The organism is Rhodococcus sp. P4_F5 (genome assembly GCF_056401315.1).
In genome coordinates this window covers 1-17,946 of record NZ_JBFUJP010000080.1, presented here as the reverse complement: position 1 = coordinate 17,946, position 17,946 = coordinate 1, and the positions used below count along the sequence as shown (strand labels likewise).

At 66.5% G+C, this 17,946-nt stretch carries 17 protein-coding genes, 1 tRNA gene and 1 other RNA gene; 8 read left to right on the top strand and 11 right to left on the bottom strand.

Annotated features, from left to right (window positions below):
- Window positions 1-18 precede the first annotated feature (18 nt).
- The 9 genes from AC1DU4_RS22695 to ffs all read right to left on the bottom strand — a co-directional run bounded on the left by AC1DU4_RS22695 (window position 19) and on the right by ffs (window position 9,458).
- Window positions 19-1,545 carry a class I adenylate-forming enzyme family protein gene (locus AC1DU4_RS22695; protein ID WP_477843688.1) on the bottom strand — a complete coding sequence of 509 codons (1,527 nt, stop codon included), beginning with the start codon at window positions 1,543-1,545 and terminating at the stop codon, window positions 19-21.
- Entirely contained in the window at window positions 1,545-2,660 is a 1,116-nt protein-coding gene (locus AC1DU4_RS22690; RefSeq protein WP_477843686.1) for a branched-chain amino acid ABC transporter permease, read from the bottom strand. Before AC1DU4_RS22690 ends, AC1DU4_RS22695 begins: the two co-directional genes overlap by 1 nt.
- A gap of 7 nt (window positions 2,661-2,667) precedes the next feature.
- Window positions 2,668-3,558, bottom strand: a complete 891-nt coding sequence (locus AC1DU4_RS22685; protein ID WP_477843684.1) for a branched-chain amino acid ABC transporter permease — start codon at window positions 3,556-3,558, stop codon at window positions 2,668-2,670.
- Window positions 3,551-4,363 carry an ABC transporter ATP-binding protein gene (locus AC1DU4_RS22680; RefSeq protein WP_477843682.1) on the bottom strand — a complete coding sequence of 271 codons (813 nt, stop codon included), beginning with the start codon at window positions 4,361-4,363 and terminating at the stop codon, window positions 3,551-3,553. Before AC1DU4_RS22680 ends, AC1DU4_RS22685 begins: the two co-directional genes overlap by 8 nt.
- Window positions 4,356-5,129, bottom strand: a complete 774-nt coding sequence (locus AC1DU4_RS22675; protein ID WP_477843680.1) for an ABC transporter ATP-binding protein — start codon at window positions 5,127-5,129, stop codon at window positions 4,356-4,358. Before AC1DU4_RS22675 ends, AC1DU4_RS22680 begins: the two co-directional genes overlap by 8 nt.
- Window positions 5,130-5,151: 22 nt before the next feature.
- Complete coding sequence (locus AC1DU4_RS22670; RefSeq protein ID WP_477843678.1) at window positions 5,152-6,414, bottom strand: ABC transporter substrate-binding protein; 1,263 nt, start codon at window positions 6,412-6,414, stop codon at window positions 5,152-5,154.
- Window positions 6,415-6,501: 87 nt separating this feature from the next.
- The gene (locus AC1DU4_RS22665; protein WP_477843676.1) at window positions 6,502-6,939 is read right to left on the bottom strand and encodes a DoxX family membrane protein; all 438 of its coding nucleotides are present in this window, start codon (window positions 6,937-6,939) and stop codon (window positions 6,502-6,504) included.
- A 1,086-nt stretch (window positions 6,940-8,025) separates the two neighbouring features.
- The gene (locus tag AC1DU4_RS22660; RefSeq protein ID WP_477843674.1) at window positions 8,026-9,318 is read right to left on the bottom strand and encodes an aspartate aminotransferase type Ic; all 1,293 of its coding nucleotides are present in this window, start codon (window positions 9,316-9,318) and stop codon (window positions 8,026-8,028) included.
- A 45-nt stretch (window positions 9,319-9,363) separates the two neighbouring features.
- Window positions 9,364-9,458: signal recognition particle sRNA small type (gene ffs / locus AC1DU4_RS22655), an RNA gene on the bottom strand.
- Between the two features lie 127 nt (window positions 9,459-9,585).
- Here ffs and AC1DU4_RS22650 point away from each other — a divergent pair.
- From AC1DU4_RS22650 to AC1DU4_RS22615, 8 genes are all read left to right on the top strand, one after another.
- Window positions 9,586-9,673: transfer RNA gene (locus AC1DU4_RS22650), tRNA-Ser, on the top strand.
- A 253-nt stretch (window positions 9,674-9,926) separates the two neighbouring features.
- The gene (locus tag AC1DU4_RS22645; protein ID WP_255312523.1) at window positions 9,927-10,052 is read left to right on the top strand and encodes a hypothetical protein; all 126 of its coding nucleotides are present in this window, start codon (window positions 9,927-9,929) and stop codon (window positions 10,050-10,052) included.
- A 113-nt stretch (window positions 10,053-10,165) separates the two neighbouring features.
- On the top strand, window positions 10,166-10,720 hold the full coding sequence (locus tag AC1DU4_RS22640) for a TIGR03086 family metal-binding protein (protein WP_477843672.1): 555 nt from the start codon (window positions 10,166-10,168) through the stop codon (window positions 10,718-10,720).
- A 201-nt stretch (window positions 10,721-10,921) separates the two neighbouring features.
- Window positions 10,922-11,050 carry a hypothetical protein gene (locus AC1DU4_RS22635; RefSeq protein ID WP_255312522.1) on the top strand — a complete coding sequence of 43 codons (129 nt, stop codon included), beginning with the start codon at window positions 10,922-10,924 and terminating at the stop codon, window positions 11,048-11,050.
- Window positions 11,051-11,151: 101 nt separating this feature from the next.
- On the top strand, window positions 11,152-12,060 hold the full coding sequence (gene gluQRS / locus AC1DU4_RS22630) for a tRNA glutamyl-Q(34) synthetase GluQRS (RefSeq protein ID WP_477843670.1): 909 nt from the start codon (window positions 11,152-11,154) through the stop codon (window positions 12,058-12,060).
- Between the two features lie 214 nt (window positions 12,061-12,274).
- Entirely contained in the window at window positions 12,275-12,673 is a 399-nt protein-coding gene (locus AC1DU4_RS22625; protein ID WP_477843668.1) for a DUF4282 domain-containing protein, read from the top strand.
- 122 nt (window positions 12,674-12,795) lie between these two features.
- On the top strand, window positions 12,796-13,806 hold the full coding sequence (locus tag AC1DU4_RS22620; RefSeq protein WP_477843666.1) for a DUF2189 domain-containing protein: 1,011 nt from the start codon (window positions 12,796-12,798) through the stop codon (window positions 13,804-13,806).
- Window positions 13,807-13,907: 101 nt separating this feature from the next.
- On the top strand, window positions 13,908-14,636 hold the full coding sequence (locus tag AC1DU4_RS22615) for a queuosine precursor transporter (RefSeq protein ID WP_371851151.1): 729 nt from the start codon (window positions 13,908-13,910) through the stop codon (window positions 14,634-14,636).
- Between the two features lie 11 nt (window positions 14,637-14,647).
- Here AC1DU4_RS22615 and tgt read toward each other — a convergent pair whose 3' ends face one another.
- Both tgt and AC1DU4_RS22605 read right to left on the bottom strand, forming a co-directional pair.
- Complete coding sequence (gene tgt, locus AC1DU4_RS22610; protein ID WP_371851150.1) at window positions 14,648-15,925, bottom strand: tRNA guanosine(34) transglycosylase Tgt; 1,278 nt, start codon at window positions 15,923-15,925, stop codon at window positions 14,648-14,650.
- Window positions 15,926-15,966: 41 nt separating this feature from the next.
- Entirely contained in the window at window positions 15,967-17,946 is a 1,980-nt protein-coding gene (locus AC1DU4_RS22605; RefSeq protein WP_477843663.1) for an ABC transporter ATP-binding protein, read from the bottom strand.

The following is a 17,946-nucleotide window of genomic DNA, read 5'->3' as shown; positions in this document are numbered from 1 at the left end:
CACCTGGCCAGTGGCCGTTCATGCGGGGCCGGATCCGACACGTTCGCGCAGCTCGACCTTGCGAACCTTGCCCAGGGCGTTGCGCGGCAACTCCGCGATTCGCTCGATCGAGGACGGGCGCTTGAAACCGGCAAGCCGCTCCCGGCAGTGGCGGGCGAGCTCACCGTCATCCGGATCCATGCCCGGGGCGCAGACGACGAACGCCACCGGGGTCTCGCCCCACTTCGGATGGGGCCGTGCAACGACAGCAACCTCGACCACTGCGGGGTGGTCCAGCAGCGCGCGCTCGATCTCGGCGGGGTAGACGTTCTCGCCGCCGCTGATGATCATGTCCTTGGAGCGCCCGACGATATGCAGGAAGCTGTCCTCGTCGAGCACCGCCATGTCACCCGTTCGGTACCAGCCGTCGTCGGTAAAGGCCGCCCGCGTCTCCCCCGGATTGTGCCAATACTCGCGGATGATGTTCTCACTGCGAACCCACAGCTCACCGGGTTCGCCAACCGGCTGCGGGTCCCCGGTGATACCGACAATGCGCGCCTCCCAGCCCTGCGAGATTCGGCCCGCGGAACCGAGTCGGGTGCTGCCGGGAACGTGATCCTCCGGTCGCAGGACCGACAGGAATCCCTGTAGTTCGGTACTGCCGTAGATCTGCCGGAACCGCCTGCAGATCACACGCACGGCCCGCTCCAGCAACTCGGAATCGATCGGCGCGGCGCCGTACTGCACCTCACGCAGGCTCGACAGATCCTCGCCCTGTCGTGCTCCCTCCATCGCGTCGACGAGCATCTCGATGATGGTCGGCGCGGCTGTGAAGAACTGGATGCGGTCCCGCACGATCGCGTCGATGACCCGGTCTATCTCGACTCCGTCATGGATGAAAAGCGTTCCCCCGGTGAGGAAGCACTGCATCGCCTGGGCGAAACCCGCGAGATGGAACAGCGGCATCATCACCAGGTGTCGGCTGCCCCGCTGCTGGTCTCCGATGTCGATCGCGAACCCCGCGAGCCCGCGGATGAGGGAGCCGTGGTCGAGCGGGATCACCTTGGGCAACCCGGTGGTGCCGCTGGTGTGCATGAGGAAGGCCACCTGATCGCTGTGCAACCGGTCATGTGGGTACGGTGCGGGTGGGCCGACGACGCTGCCGGCCTCGGTCCAGCCGTCGCCGCCCGGTCCCGCCACCACTCGTACAAGGTCGGCGCGGTCACCGACAACGGACCGGCACGCCTCGTCGGCGAAGATGCCGACGGGTGTGGTGATGTCGAGCAACCGATCGATCTCGTGCGCAGTCATTCGCCAGTTCACGAGCAGCGGCAGCGCTCCGAGCCGGATGAGACCGATTGTCTGGACGAGGAATTCGGTGCTGTTGTGAGCGAGCACCGCAACGACGTCGTCCGGCCGGACACCGAGGGCGTACCAACTCGCGGCGGTGTCCTCCACACGGTCGCGGAGGCGCCGGTAGGTCAACTGCTCGCGGTCGTCGCTCACGGCGAGGGTGTCCGGATCGGACGTAGCACGCCAATCCAGGACGTGCAGCCACGTATACATCAGACGGTCTCCTTCTCCTGCTTCGGCGCAGGTGCCGGGTCCGGTTTGGGTTGGGTCACCGGGTCCTGCTTCGGCTCAGGCGCCGGGCGGGAGCGGCGTTGCGGCCCGGCCATCCACCCCAGGACCCGGTCGAGCCCGCCGCGGGCGAACATGATGACGAGAATCAGCAGGCCGCAGTAGACGAAGACGCTCATCACGTTGGCGTCGATGCCACCCTGGCCCACGGGAACAAGGAACGGGATGTTCCCCGCGAACTGCCCGAGCAGTCGGGGCAGGGCCGTGACGAACACGGCACCGGCGATGGCACCGCGCAAGCTGCCGAGACCGCCGATGATGATGATCACCAAGTAATCAGTGGAAAGCGTGAACCCGAACGCCTGTGGGGTAATGAACTGAATGGTGACGGCGAGGAACACGCCGGCAATGCCCGCGTACACCGAGGCGACGAAGAAGGCCCCGGCCTTGTACCGGCCCACGTTGACCCCCATGGATGCGGCCGCCACTTCGCTCTCGCGCACCATGGACAGAGCCAACCCCGGCCTGGCCTGCACGATCCGACGGGCAGCAATATAGGTAACCACTACCAGGACGATTCCGAGCAGCCATAGTTTTTCCACTGCGCCGAAGGGCACGCCCAATATGTGCCACGGCTCGCTGTCACCGAAGTTCAAGCCCAAGATATCGAATTCCGGTACCGCACGGCCGATATAGCCACCGCTGAATTGCTCGACCTCGTTGAGGAAGTGGACCCAGATGAACACCAACCCGATGGTGACGACCGCCAAGTAGAGTCCGGTCACCCGACTCGAGAGCGGGCTGAGCAGCAGGCCACCGATCCCCGCGGCAAGAACTGCACCCACGGCAGCAACAACGGGTGGCAGACCCAGGCCCCATAGGTTCTCACCCGACGGGCTCGCCAGGATGACGTATCCATACGCTCCGATGCCGACAAAAACTGCATGGGCCAACGAAATCTGACCGGCGACGCCCACGAGCATCGTCAAGCCCATCGCAGCGATCGCCGCAGCCATGGCCAGGCCACCGAGCTGCAACCAGAATTCAGTGACGAAGTACGGTGCGACAACCAGCGCTACCAGGAGTCCGGCTACGAGCAAACGTCCTCTAGACACGGGCCACCTGCTTCGAACTGAACAGACCCTCGGACCGCACCAGCAAAACAACCAACAGCAGTATCCACGCGCTGATACCGGACAGGTTGTGCGCCCATCCGCCCAATGCGCTCTCGTAGGTCGCCGCAAACGCTTCCATCAGGCCGAGCATCATGCCACCGACCAGAGCGCCACCGACCGATCCCAGACCACCGATCACTGCGGCTGGAAAAGCGCGAAACGCCGTGTCCGCCAAGGAAGATGAAACACCCGCGGCGGGGAAGGAAGCAAGGAACAATCCGGCGAGAACAGCCAGCGCACCACCGATTGCCCAACTCGTCCAGGACACCCGCGACAGACGCACCCCCATCAGCTTGGCGACCTCTGCGTCCTGGCTGCCCACGCGCATCGCCAGGCCCCAGTTGGTGAAGCGGAACAGGAGCAGAAACACGACGATTGCGGTCACCGCAACCCCGAGCGCGATCAGCCGGGCGGCCGGCATGGTGATCATCCCGAATTCGACGATCCGGTCCCCGACCGGATCGTTGAGGGCCCACGACTCTGAACCGAGACGACGGCTGACTTCGGTGACGATCAGCAAGTTCACACCGAGAGTCAGGATCGTCAGCGTCACATGATCCTGAGTCCGGGACTGCCGAATGAAAACAACATCAACGATGATCGCTACCAACGCACCCACCGCGAGTCCGGCCAGCACGCCCACCAGATATCCATGCGATTCACTGACCAGCGCCGCCACGAAGACACCCGCGAGCAGGAACCCACCGTGGGCGAAATTGAGGATTCCGGTGGCCCGGTAAATGACCACGAATCCGAGGGCCATCACGGCATACAGCGCACCGAGTGACAGTCCCCCAGCCAAGGCATTCACAAAGTTATCCACGAGAAGTCCTTTCCCATTCGTAGGGCGTCGCGTCCGTACCGAGGTACGCGGCGATGACAGCAGGGTCCCGTTGCACGACGTCAGGTGCGCCGTCGGCAATCACCTTGCCGGACTGCAAGACCGTGACGTGGTCGGAGAGAGTGAGCACCAACTCCATGTCGTGCTCGACGAGGAGCACAGTGAGGCCGAAGCGGTCGCGGCACTCCCGGATCTGCTCACCCAAAGCACGTGATTCGGCGTCGTTCATGCCCGCAACCGGTTCGTCGAGCAACAGCAGCGACGGCTCCGCACACAGGGCGCGCGCGATCTCCACTTTCTTGCGGATGCCATACGGCAATGGCCCGACAGGCTGGTCGAGGTACTCCTCGATACCCAGCGCCTCCGCCATTATCTGAACTACTCGCTCGTCCTCGGCTCGCTCACGGCGAGCCGACGGCAGAGCCAATGCCGCGGCGAGCATCCCAGTGCGGGTCCGATGGTGACGCCCGACCCGAAGTGTGTCCGCGACGGTGAGGTGCGGTGGGAGCACCAGGTTCTGGAAGGTACGAGCAATTCCGTGGGTGACGATCTCGTGTTGCGGCAGGGTATCGAGCCGCTCATCACCGAGACGGACCTCGCCCGACGCCAGCGGGTACAACGCGGTGAGAGCGTTGAAACACGTCGACTTCCCGGCTCCATTCGGACCGATCAATGCATGAATGGTGCCGCGCTTGATAGCGAACGAAACATTGTCCAGTGCCAGGACACCGCCGAACCGAACCGTCAAGCCCTCGGCCGTGAGAAGATTCCCGTCTATTTCAGACATCGTGCCCTTCCCCTGTCATGGCCGACACGGCGGAACCGTGAGCGGCAGTCTTGCCGAGCGTGAGTTCGAGGAGTATGTCGGAGTCGATCAGTTCCGCCGCAGGCCCTTCGGCTGCCATGGTCCCGCCGTTCAGGACATACGCATGGTGTGCGAYGGACAGAGCGAGCCTGGTGTTCTGTTCGACCAGAAGGACACTCGTCCCGTCCGCATTCACATGTGTGATCGTCTCCATGATCTGCTGAGCGATGAGCGGCGCCAGACCCAACGACGGCTCATCCATGAGCAGTACCTTCGGCTCGCTCATCAGAGCCCGTCCGATCGCGAGCATCTGCTGCTCCCCGCCGGACAGCAAGCCGGCGGTTTGCCCCGACCTGTCCACCAGGATCGGGAAGAGCTCGCGTACTCGGCGCAAGCTGGCCGCCACGCGGGACCGAGAGCGCACCGACAGTGCGCCGGCCATGAGATTTTCCTGGACGGTCAGTTGCGCGAAGATTCGACGCCCTTCCGGCACCTGGACGATGCCGTGCCGAACGATCTTGTCCGCCTTGCTCCGGTTGAGATCCAGACCCTCGCCACGTATGGTCCCGGCGACCACGTGTCCACCCTGGGCCCCTAGCAGTCCCGAGAGTGCCCGCAGGAGTGTGGTTTTGCCGGCACCGTTGTTTCCGATCAGCGCTACGATCTGCCCGTCATCGACGCGCAGATTCACGTCATGGAGAACCTTGGCGGTTCCGTAACTCACTGCAAGGGAATCGACTTCGATCATCGTGAGCCTCCCTGCCCTGCAATCACTTGGTGTAGCCCTTGTCGGCCGCGTACTTGACCGCGGCGTCACTGGCTGCGGGGTCCTGCACAATTACTGTGCCACCCTTGGCATTCGGATCGGGCTTGATGATGAAGGAGGACAGCGAGGGAGCCTTGCCCGGAGTGGAGTAATCGAGATCGACAGCAAGCCCGGCGGTGGAGATGGCGCCCATCTTGCTCATCGCAGCAGTAATGCCCTTCGGGGTGAGATCCTTGTCCTTGCAGGCCTGACTCAAGCCCTTTTCGAGCAACTGCGCCATCAAATAGCCGGAGGCGGCGGGCGACGTGGCGGGCCGGTCGCCGTACTTAGCCGTCCAGGCAGACAAGAGTTCTTGTACCGGTGCCGCATTCGAGCTGAACGGTGCGTTGTTGGATGTCAGGACGACGTGATCGGCAAGCGCATCGCGTGCCGGTCCTGCCAGGTCGCCACTGGACAGGAGATTCGTGGACTGAATGACCACGTCATACCCGCTGGCCTTCGCCACAGACGCCGCCGAAACAGTTTGTGCAGCTGCGGTTCCCATAACAATCGCCTTTGCACCCGCTTGCCGCAAGGTGTTGACCTGCGCGGTCGCGTCCGTCGCCGTGCTGTCGATCTTTGTGTTCTCCACCTTCAGGCCGAACTGCTCGGCCGCACCGGCGACACCGTTCGCAACCGCCGCTCCGATACCGTTCGGATACGCGATGACACCGATCGTGTCGCCTTCCTTCAGGATCCCCTGCTTCACCAGGTAGGCGACGCCGTTCACGGCTTCCACGTCGTACGGCGAACCCGGCATGAATGCCTCATGCACGGCCAGCAGCACGGGGTCGAAAGAGCCGGCCATGACGCCCAGTCCGTCCTGAGCGAGCTTCGGCCCGAGAGTCACCGCATCTGTGCCAGGAGACAGATTCACGATCGCGGCGATGTCCGAACGCAGCGACGTGTACTGCGTCATGGTCTCCTGGGTGTTGTACTTGTTGTCGCGCGACTCGATCCGCAGCTGACGATCACACACGCCACCGTTCTTGTTGACCTTGTCGAACCACAGCTGGATGCCAGCAACGCCATCTTGACCGAGGCCACCGATCGGACCGCTCAGCGGCACCAGCGAACCCAGGGTGATGGCGTCGGCGGTGACGCCGGCGCCAGTCTTCACGCCGCCGCTGTCCGCCGAGCCGGCAGCATCGGCGGCCTTGGAGGAGCAGCCGGTGATGGCGAGTGCGATCGCGAGCGTCGGGCCGAGGACCTTGAGCTTGTTCTTCATTCGTTCTCCAGGGCAGTTGGTAGGGGTTGGATGGAGCGCAAGCAGGAGCCGAGCGTGGGCGAGGGAGAAGCCGCAACCGGCGGCTTGTCAGTTGACGGTGCTGACGTGAGGCTCTGTTGTGTCGCGCCGGAGCAGCAGGGCCCGTATCCCGATTAGCCCTGCTGCCCCGAGACACCCGGCCAGCAGGCTCACCACCGGGACCCAGACGGGGAAGACAAGGCCGACGAGCCCGTCCACCGACCACCCGCCCGCACCGGTCAGAGCGAGGGTCGCAGCGACGACGGAGAAGGTGAGGGGCAGCAACGAACCGACGATCTCGGCGATCGACGCGATCACCACCATCGGCCGACCCGGCGAATAGCCAACCCGATCGAAACTTGCTGCGGTGGTTGTCAATCCGTCCCCATCGAGCCATCCGAAGGATTTCTGGACGGCATGTCCGATGATCAACAGACCCACGACAAGACGAAGCAGAAGCAGACCGACGTCGGCCAGTCCACCGGCGTCCACCACGAGTTCCTGCACGACACGCCTCCCTGCCGGGTCAACATGTAAATCTAAGTTCAGATTCATATGTAAGCGTGACTCGCATCACAAGTCAAGGTGCGAACCAAAGATTTCTTCGATTTGCCGTAAATCTGCTGGAAAACCGGCGATTCCGCCGAGCTCATCGGACACAGATAGGTACGGACCAATCCCGCGGCGGCCTGCAGCCAGATCGAGGGTTGGTATCGAGCGCAGTTTGGAGACGCCGACACGGACGACACCCGGAAGCAACCCCAGCACCCGCGCCGGACTCCGAACGGGGTCACTCGGTGTGGCCCAGCAGCGCCGAGGCCCCCTCGACCAGCGCATCCCGCCACTGGATGTAGTCACGGCCTCCGCGGAACTCCCGGCAGTCAACGTCGAATTACGTTGCCCTGCAATAGGTCCCGCATCTTCAAATTCTCCTCGATCAGGCGGGGTTCGAGCACGCCGGTCGCCATCAGAAGCGTGACCTGCTCACGCCCAGGCCCGCGATCTGCGTCTGCACCGAGCGTCCGTGCATGTCAGGTCGCGGCCACCGAGTCGGTCGAGGGTGGGGGCGATCGGGGTCTCCACGGCGGTCACCCGGCCCTCGAACAGCACCTGCACCGGCCGGTCGAGATCCGCGACTCGGCCGCCCAGCAGGTCCAGCCCCCGTCCCAGTTCGCCCCGACACTGCTGTCCGACTACTCCGACAAGTCGTGACAGGAACTCACCACCCGGCTGGCCGCCGCAGTCGGCAAGGAGGACCGGGCGAAGGAAGTGCTCGCCGAGTTCGACGCCAAGAGCACCATCGCACCCGCGCTGCGGCCGGGGGCCGCGCCGGTGAACCTCCCCACGTGCAACACACCGGAGGACTCGCGCGTCTCACGACGGAGTCGGCTCCGGGATGGCTTGTGACGCGTTTCGGCCTGACTCTGGCGGCGCGGCCCACCGAGATCACGGGCACGGCGGACGGCGGACGGCCGCTCCGACATCGTCGCGGTGAACGCCGAGAACCTGCCCGCTCGCACTGACCGGTGCGACACCTTCATCATCAACGGCCGGGCACCCCGCAAGGGCGCCCCGCCACTGTTGTGTTCGGGGTTACTGCTTGGTGAGCGCGTGCTCCGCGGCGGCGAGCAGGACGCACGTCGCGACGCCGTCCATGGCCTTCGCGAGTTCGTCCGTCGACGGGAAGCTGGGGGCGAGGCGGATGTTCCGGTCCTCGGGGTCCTGCTTGTACGGGAACGCGGATCCGGCGGCCGTCAGGGCGATGCCGGCGTCCTTCGCGAGCCCGATGACCCGCTTCGCGGTGCCGTCGACCACGTCGAGGCTGATGAAGTAGCCGCCCTTGGGCTCGGTCCACGACGCGACCTTGGACGCACCGAGACGGTCCTCGAGGATCTGCAGCACCAGCGCGAACTTGGGCGCCAGGATCTCGCGGTGCTTGTCCATGTGTGCACGGACACCGTCGGCGTCCCCGAAGAAGCGCAGGTGGCGGAGCTGGTTGATCTTGTCCGGGCCGATGCTCTTCTTGCCCAGGTGCTGCTGGTACCAGGCCAGGTTCGCGTCGGAGCTGCCGAAGAAGCTGACGCCGGCTCCGGCGAAGGTGATCTTCGACGTGGACGCGAACACCAGCGGACGGTTCGGGTTGCCGGCCTCGGCGGCCATGCCGAGGATGTCGAGGGCCGGGGCGCACTCGGCGACCAGCGGGTGCACGGCGTACGCGTTGTCCCAGAAGATGCGGAAGTCGGGGGCGGCGGCGGGCATCGACGCGAGCGCGCGGGCGACGTCCTCCGAGTACACGGCACCGGTCGGGTTGGAGTACGTCGGGACGACCCACATGCCCTTGATCTGCGGATCGGCGGCGACCAGCTCCGCGACCTTCGCCATGTCCGGGCCGTCGTCGCGCATCGGGATGGCGATCATCTCGATGCCGAAGGACTCGGTGATGKCGAAGTGACGGTCGTAACCCGGTGCGGGGCACAGGAACTTGACCACCGGCTCCTGCGACCACGGCCGCGGCGAGTCCGGGTTTCCGTGCAGCAGCGAGAACACGATCGCGTCGTGCATGATCTCGAGGCTCGCGTTGTTGCCGGCCAGCAGATTCGCGGCGGGGATGCCGAGCAGCTCGCCGAAGATGGCACGCAGCTCCGGCAGACCGGTCAGTCCACCGTAGTTGCGGCAGTCGGTGCCGGCGCCGTCGCGGTAGTCGCCGTCGCCGGGCAGGGAGAGCAGCCCCGCGGAGAGGTCCAGCTGCTCGGGTGCGGGCTTTCCTCGGGTGAGGTCCAGCGCGAGCTTCTCGGCTTTCAGCTGCGCGTACTTCGCAGACTGCCGTTCATGCTCGGAGCGGAGTTCCTCATGGCTCATCAACCCAATCTGGGTTTGGGTAGGCATCCCGAAAGACCTTTCACACCGTGGCGGCGGAGCTGGGGTGGAAATTAAAGGGGACCCCGCGCACCCGGCAGAGCCCATTGACCCTTGCTGCCTTCCGGCCCTGGGGGAGTTCACAGGATGCGCGCCGCGCGGGATCCACAGACGAGCATACCGACGACTCGGCGGGCGTGGACAGCGGGGCCGCAATCGCGCCGCGCAACCGGGGTCGGGGGCCGGTCCGGGGGGCCGTTTTCGTGGTTTGGCAGGTGACCCGGTATGCTCGCCCACGGAGGATTCGCCTAGTGGCCTATGGCGCTCGCCTGGAACGCGGGTTGGGTTAACGCCCTCAGGGGTTCAAATCCCCTATCCTCCGCCACACGATGGCCCCCGATCTCCGGATCGGGGGCCATCGTCGTATCCGGGGGCCGCCCACCCCGGGCAGATCCGCGCCCCACAGGGGTGTGACGACCGCCACGACCGGCGGCGCATCATGGCCCGGACCTCGACGGATCCTTCCCCCGGAACCCGAGGCCACGAAGACACGCGCTGCGTTGCGTAGGACTCTTCGATAACGTCCCGCCGCGAACGCCGGCCCTCGGCGCGCACCCCGTGACCCCCGGAGGATTTCCATGGCAGACCTCGGCTCCAGCAACATCGCCCCCACCGTCAACGGCACCGCCACCGGCATCGTCGGCATCATCGGCGACACCCTCACCAGCATCGCCTCGACGCTGAACAACCTCAGCCTCAGCTGAGATCGCCTTCGAGAACGGCCCCGCCTCGCATCCGCCGGGCGGGGCCGTTCCCGTCGACCGGTCGTGACGCGAATGTCCAAGACCGTGTCGGTGCCCCGGCGCAGACTGTGGCGATGACCACAACCGAGACCGCCGCCCTCTACCGCCGCCTCGCCGATACGCTGACCCGCACCGTCGAGTCGGTGCCGGCCGACCGCTGGGACGCCGACTCCCCCTGCGAGGGGTGGACGGCCCGCGACGTGCTGCGTCACGTCGTCGAGACCCAGTCCTACCCGCTCGGCAACGTCGGACTGACGCTGCCGCCGGTGCCCGACGTCGATGTCGACCCGGCGGGGGCCTGGACGCAGACCCGCGACGCCGTCCTGGAGATCCTCGACGACCCCGCCCGCGCCGGCCTCGAGTACGACAGCCAGATGGGTCGCACCTCCGTCGCGGCGACGTTCGGCACCTTCTTCTGCTTCGACCTGGTGGTGCACCGCTGGGACCTGGCGCACGCCACCGGACTGGACGAGACCATCCCCGCCGGGGACCTCGCCCTGGTGGCCGGCTTCGTCGAGCAGGCCGGCGAGATGCTCCGCTCCCCCGGCGTGTGCGGCCCGGCCGTCGAGACACCGGCCGACGCCGACGAGCAGACTCGCCTCCTCGGCGCCCTGGGGCGCCGGGCCTGACCCGATTGCCCGATTCGAAAGCCGTTCGCACACAGGAATTTCCCGTTCGTCGGGATCGCGTTCACCTGGTCGCCGCCGCCTGGACACGATCGGCCTCCACCCTGTGACGAGCGCCTCTTTCCAGCAGATGCGGGGGGATATGCCCTTCGGCTACCGTCCGTGGTGCACCAACGACAACGCGACTTTCCCTGGAGGATCCACATGGCCGACATCACCAACATCGCCGAGCCCGCCGCCGGCAGCGGCAGCAGCGGAGCCGACATCGCGAGCGCGCTGCTCGGCGGCGTTGCCAAGATCTTCGGCCAGCTGGTCGGCGGCTTCAGCAGCTAGTCTCCACCGCTCGCGTTCACGGCCCCCGACCCTCGCGGTCGGGGGCCGTTGCCGTCCCCACCCCACCCGGGCGGCCCCTGACGGCTCGCTAGGGTTCACTCATGCACCAGCACGCGTCCGGGGCGGGACGGTTCGCCCCCAGCCCCTCGGGTGACCTGCACCTGGGCAACCTCCGCACCGCACTGCTGGCCTGGCTGTTCGCCCGTTCCACCGGACGACGTTTCCTGATCCGCGTCGAGGACCTGGACCGGGTCCGGCCCGGCGCCGAGCAGCGCCAGCTCGACGACCTCGCCGCGCTCGGGCTGGACTGGGACGGCCCGGTCGTGCGGCAGTCGGACCGGCTCCCCCGTTACGACGCCGCCGTCGCCACCCTCGTCGACGCCGGCCTGACCTACGAGTGCTTCTGCACGAGAAGGGAAATCCAGCAGGCCGTCTCGGCGCCGCACGGCCCGGACGGGCACTACCCGGGCACCTGCCGGAACCTGACGGACGGACAACGCGCGGACAAGCGCGCGCAGGGCCGGACGCCCGCGATCCGGCTGCGCGCCGAAAAGCCCGAGTACACAGTCGAAGACATGCGCCGCGGCAGCTACACCGATGCCATCGACGACGTGGTGCTGCGGCGTGGCGACGGGATCCCCGCGTACAACCTGGCCGTGGTGGTCGACGACGCCGCACAGGGCATCGACCAGGTGGTCCGCGGCGACGACCTGCTCTCGTCCGCGCCACGGCAGGCCTATCTCGCGTCCCTGCTGGATCTTCCGGCACCCCACTACGCGCACGTGCCGCTCGCGCTCAACGCCGAGGGCAAGCGGCTCGCCAAGCGGGACGGCGCCGTCACCCTGGCCGACCAACGGGCCCGCGGGCGCACCCCGGAGGAAGTCCGCGCGATGATGGCGGTCTCTCTCGGCATGGCCGGCGCCGACGACCGGCCGACCACGGCCGAGTTGCTTGCGACCTTCGACCCGAACGCACTTCCCAGCACTCCCTGGGTGTTCACCACGCCCTGAGACGAATCCGCGAAAAGAGATGCATGTCTCGCCAGGACCTACCGGGCATTTCCTCACCGCCCCAGTACTGTGTCGGCATCCGAATTCGCGGATGAACACATAAGTAGGGGGCTACATGACAAGCGGCGGACCGAACGATCCGAATAATCCGGGGGTATCCGGCGGGCAATTCCCGCAGGCCGGACAAATCCCTACCCAGGGATACGGAAACCCGGTGGATTACGGCACGCAGCCCGGCCCGTCCTACCCGGGTCCCGCGGCGCCTGGCGGATACGGCGGATACCCGTCGGCGCCGCCGATGCCGCCGGCACCCGGCGGCGTCAGCCAGCAGGCGGCCGGGTTCTTCCCAGCCCTGTTCGACTTCAACTTCGACAGTTACGTGACGCCGAAGGTCGTCAAGGTCCTCTACATCCTGGTGACAGCGATGATGGGGCTCGGCCTTCTCGTCATGGTCGTCTCGGCCTTCTCCCAAGAGCCCGTTGCAGGGCTACTCGCCCTCCTCTTCGGTTCGCTGGGCTTCATCGTCTTCCTCGCGCTGATCCGGATCAGTCTCGAGTTCTACGTCGCAGTCATCAAGATCTCCGAGGACGTGAAGGAACTCAAGCGCAGGTAGACGCGTCACCCCGACCGCGACCGACACGGACGCGCGGTCGGGGTGCCCCTCCCTGCCGCCGACGAACGAATCCGAATCGGTACCAGTTTCCGGCAATGAATGGCCGGATACCACGTAGGGTCATGCTCGCACTGCCAAATGGTGAGAAATTCAACCATGACGCCGTCGACAAGGGGACCCAAGTGAGCGAAAACCCGCCACCCGGTGATCCGAACACCGGGCGAAATCCCGATCCGAATTACCCGCAGAACCCGCAGAACCCGCCCCAGAATCCCGCTGGCGGATACCCCCCGCCGCCGCCGAACTACGGCCAGCCGGGCAACCCGCAGCAGGGTGGCGCCCCGAACATGCCCGGCGGCTACCCGCCGCCCCCCGGCTACGGCGCCCCCGGCGGCTACCCACCGCCCCCCGGTCAGGGCGGCTACATGCCACCGCCTCCACCCGGTTACGGTCCGCCTGCGCAACCACCGCCCGGCTTCGGCGGACCCGGCGGCGTCCCCCAGCTCACCGTCGGCGACGCACTCGGCTACGCCTGGAACAAATACAAGGCCAATGCGGGCGTGTGGATCGGCATCCTGCTGGTCATCGTTCTCATCGAGGTCGCGCTCAGCCTGATCTTCGGGCGCGACTCCGACTCCATGGACGTGGCCAGCTTCTACACGGTGTGGGGCGTGATCGGCACGATCGTCAGCGTCGTCGTCGGCTATCTCGTCAATGCCGCGCTGGTCCGCGGAGCCCTGCACGAACTCGACGGCAACACCCCGACCATCGGCTCGTTCTTCCAGTTCACCAACGTGGGCGCGGTCATCCTCGCCAGCCTGTTGGTTGGCCTGATGTCCGGCATCGGTTTCGTCCTACTGATCATCCCGGGCATCATCATCGTCTTCCTGACCTGGTGGACCCTGCAGTTCGTCATCGACCAACAGCAAGATGCGATCCCCGCAATCAAGTCCAGCTTCGGTGCGATCTCACAGAACGTCGGCCCACTTGCGCTGCTGACCCTGGCGCTGATCGGGCTCAACATCGTCGGCTTCCTGCTGTGCCTGGTCGGCCTCCTGGTGAGCTACCCCGTGACCATCATCGCCTCGACCTACGCGTACCGGGTCGTCGTCGGGGGCCGCGTCGCCCCCTGACCCACCGCTGCACGCCTGCTCACGACGCCGAGCGCGAACCGACCCCGCCGGGTCTGGGTTCGCGCCCGGCGTCGTCATGGTGCTTGGATGGCGTCGTGACAGTGTCAGAACCGGTGGAGACCGCTCCCGAGACCGCGACCTTCGCCCACGTCAGCCGGGGCTACTACCCCACCATCGTGGCGCTCTTCACCGCCGTGCTGCTGATCTCGAACATCTGCGCCACCAAGGGGGTGGCATTCTTCGCCGGATCCGAGCTCAGCATCGGGCCGCTGCAGATCCTGCCGATCATCACCGACGGCGGCTTCTTCCTGTTCCCGCTCGCCTACGTGCTCGGCGACGTGCTCAGCGAGGTGTACGGCTTCAAGGCCACCCGCCGGGCGATCTACCTGGGGTTCGGCGCCCTGATCCTGGCGGCGGGCTGCTTCTGGCTGCTGCTCGCGCTGCCGTCGGCGGACTTCTACGAACACCAGGCGGCACTGGAATCCGTGGTCGGCGTCTACCCCCGACTGCTGCTGGCCGGGCTCTCGGGTTACCTCGTCGGACAGTTGCTGAACTCGCTGGTGATGGTCGCCATCAAGGAACGCACCAAGGAGAAGCACCTGTGGGCGCGGCTGATCGGGTCGACCGTCGTCGGCGAGTTCGCCGACACCCTGATCTTCTGCTCGATCGCCGCGGGCGCGATCGGCATCACCACCGGCGGCGATTTCGTGAACTACCTCATCGTCGGCGTCGTGTGGAAGATCCTGGTCGAGGTGCTGGTCATGCCGATCACCTACCGCGTCATCGCGTACATCAAGAAGCGCGAGCCGACGTACGTGCTCGCCGCCTGACCGGCGGCCCGTTACGGCTTGTCGGGGCCGTAGAACCGGCCGAGGGTCTCCGCCTTGAAGTCGTGGAAGTAGCCGCCCTCGATGCTGGCGCGGATGTCGTCGACCAGCTTCACGGTGAACCGCTCGTTGTGAATGGTGCACAGCGTCGAGGCGAGCATTTCCTTCGCCTTGAACAGGTGGTGGATGTACGCGCGGGTGTAGTTGGCGCAGGTGTAGCAGTCGCACTCGTCGTCGATGGGTGTGAAGTCGCGGCGGAAGCGGCTGGTGTTGATGTTGAAACGGCCCGAGCGCACGTAGATGGCGGCATTGCGGGCCACCCGTGACGGGTTGACGCAGTCGAAGGTGTCGGCGCCGTTCTCGATGGCGACGAAGAAGTCGTCCGGCTCGCTGATGCCGAGCATGTGCCGCGGCTTGTGCTCGGGCAGCTCCTCGTTGCACCACCGCACGATGGTGCCCAGGTTCTGCTTCTCGAGCGCGCCGCCGATGCCGTAGCCGTCGAAGCCGTAGCCGTTCTCCCCCTCGATGGACTCGAGGCCGCGGCAGGCCTGCCGGCGCAGGTCCTCGTACTGCGCGCCCTGCACCACGCCGAACAGCGCCTGGTACGGCTTGTCCGCGCGCTCGGCCGTGAGCTTCTCGTGCTCGGCGATGCAGCGGATCGCCCACTCCTGGGTGCGCTGGACCGAGCGTTCCTGGTAACCGCGGGTGTTGAGCAGGGTGGTGAGCTCGTCGAACGCGAACATGATGTCCGCGCCGAGCTGGTGCTGGATCTGCATCGACACCTCGGGGGTGAACCGGTGCCTGCTGCCGTCGAGGTGCGACTTGAAGGTGACCCCGTCGTCGTCGACCGTCGCGAGCCGCTCCTTGCCGTCCGCGATCACGTCGTCGGACTGCACACCCACCGACTCCATCGCCAGCACCTTGCGGAAGCCGACGCCCAGCGACATCACCTGGAACCCGCCGCTGTCGGTGAAGGTGGGGCCGTCCCAGTTCATGAACTTGCCCAGCCCGCCCGCCGCGTCGACGATGTCGGCGCCGGGCTGCAGGTACAGGTGGTAGGCGTTGGCCAGCACCGACTGGGTGCCCAGCTCCTTGACGGACTCGGGCAGCACCGCCTTGACCGTCGCCTTGGTACCGACCACCACGAACGACGGCGTCGCGATGTCGCCGTGCGGGGTGTGGACGGTGCCGGTGCGGCCGAGGCGGTCCTCGAGGCGGGTCCCGATGGTGAAGATCGATTCGGGACGCTTCGCGGGACCCACGCCGGCCTGCGGCTGTACTGCGGAATTCACGTGGCAATCCTGTCACAGGGCGGCGCGGCGGCCGCTTCTCCTCAGACGGCGGCGCCGACGAACTGGCTGTTGTAGAGGTCGAAGTACGCGCCCCGGCGAGCCAGCAGATCCTCGTGGGTGCCCTGCTCGACGATGTGCCCGTCCTCCATCACCACGATCAGGTGCGCGTCCCGGATCGTCGAGAGCCGGTGCGCGATGACGAAGCTGGTGCGGTCGCTGCGCAGCGCCGCGGTGGCGTGCTGGACCAGCAGCTCGGTACGGGTGTCCACCGAACTGGTGGCCTCGTCGAGGATCAGGATCGACGGCTGCGCGATGAACGCCCGGGCGATGGTGATCAGCTGCTTCTCGCCGGCGCTGACGTTGTTGCCCTCCGCGTCGATGACCGTGTCGTAGCCGTCGGGCAGCGTGTGCACGAACTTGTCCACGTGGCTGAGCCGGGCCGCCTCGGCGATCTGCGCGTCGGTCGCGCCGGGCCGTCCGTAGGCGATGTTCTCTCGGATGGTGCCGCCGAACAGCCAGGTGTCCTGTAGCACCATGCCGACCCGGGAGCGCAGGTCGTCCCGGGTCATCTGCGCGATGTCGGTGCCGTCCAACAGGATCCGGCCGGAGTCCACCTCGTAGAACCGCATGATCAGGTTCACCAGCGTGGTCTTGCCCGCGCCGGTGGGGCCGACGATCGCGACCATGTGGCCGGGCTGCGCGGTGAGCGAGAGCCCCTCGATGAGCGGCTGCTCCTCCTTGTAGCGGAAGGACACCTTCTGGAACTCGACGTGCCCGCGGGCGACCGCCGGACTCCGGGCGGGCTTCGGGTCGGCGCTCTGCTCCTCCTCGTCGAGCAGGGCGAACACCCGCTCGGCGGACGCCACACCGGACTGCATCAGGTTGGCCATGCTCGCGATCTGGGTCAGCGGCTGGGTGAACTGGCGCGAGTACTGGATGAACGCCTGCACGTCGCCGAGGCTCATCGAGCCGGACGCCACCTTCATGCCGCCGATCACCGCGACCGCGACGTAGTTGAGGTTGCCCAGGAACATGATCGCGGGCATCACCAGACCGGAGATGAACTGGGCGCCGAACGCGGACTTGTACAGCTCCTGGTTCTTCTCGTCGAAGTCGGCCTGCACCTCGCGCTGACGGCCGAACACCTTGACCAACTCGTGGCCGGTGAACGTCTCCTCGATCTGCGCGTTGAGGGCGCCGGTCGTCTTCCACTGCGCCACGAAGTGCTTCTGCGACCGCTTGGCGATCTGGGTGGTGACCAGCAACGAGAGCGGCACGGTCAGGACGGCGACCAGGGCCAGCAGCGGCGAGATCCACAGCATCATCGCGAGGATGCCGATCACCGACAGCAGCGACATGAGCATCTGGCTGATCACCTGGTTCAGGGTCTGCGCCACGTTGTCGATGTCGTTGGTGACGCGGCTGAGCAGGTCACCGCGGGGGTTGGTGTCGAAGTAGCGCAGCGGAAGCCGGTGGATCTTGTCCTCGACCTCGGCGCGCAGGCTCTTGATGGTGCCCTGCACGATGATGTTCAGCAGGTACGCCTGCACCCAGGCGAAGAGCGAGGACAGCACGTAGAGCCCGAGGACCAGGGCCAGCACCTGACCCATCGCGGTGAAGTCGATCCCGGTCCCGGGCACCACGTTCATCGAGGACACCATGTCCGCGAAGGTGTCCTGGCCCTGCGCACGCAGGCCCTCGACCGCCTGGTCCTTGGTCAGGCCGGCGGGCAGCTGCCTGCCGACGATGCCGTCGAAGATGATGTTGGTGGCGTGCCCGAGGATCTTCGGACCGATCACGCTGAGCACCACGCTCGCCGTGGCCATGGCGATCACCACCGCCACCGCGAACCGGTGCGGGGCCAGCCGGCGCAGCAGCCGCTTCGCGGACGGCAGGAAGTTCATGGCCTTGGCCGACGGACCGGTCGCCATGCCCATCGGTCCGCGCGGCGACTGCGCGGGCGGCTCCGTGGGCGCCGCGGCCGGCGGGTCCGGCGGGGGCGGCGGGCCCGACGCGCTCAC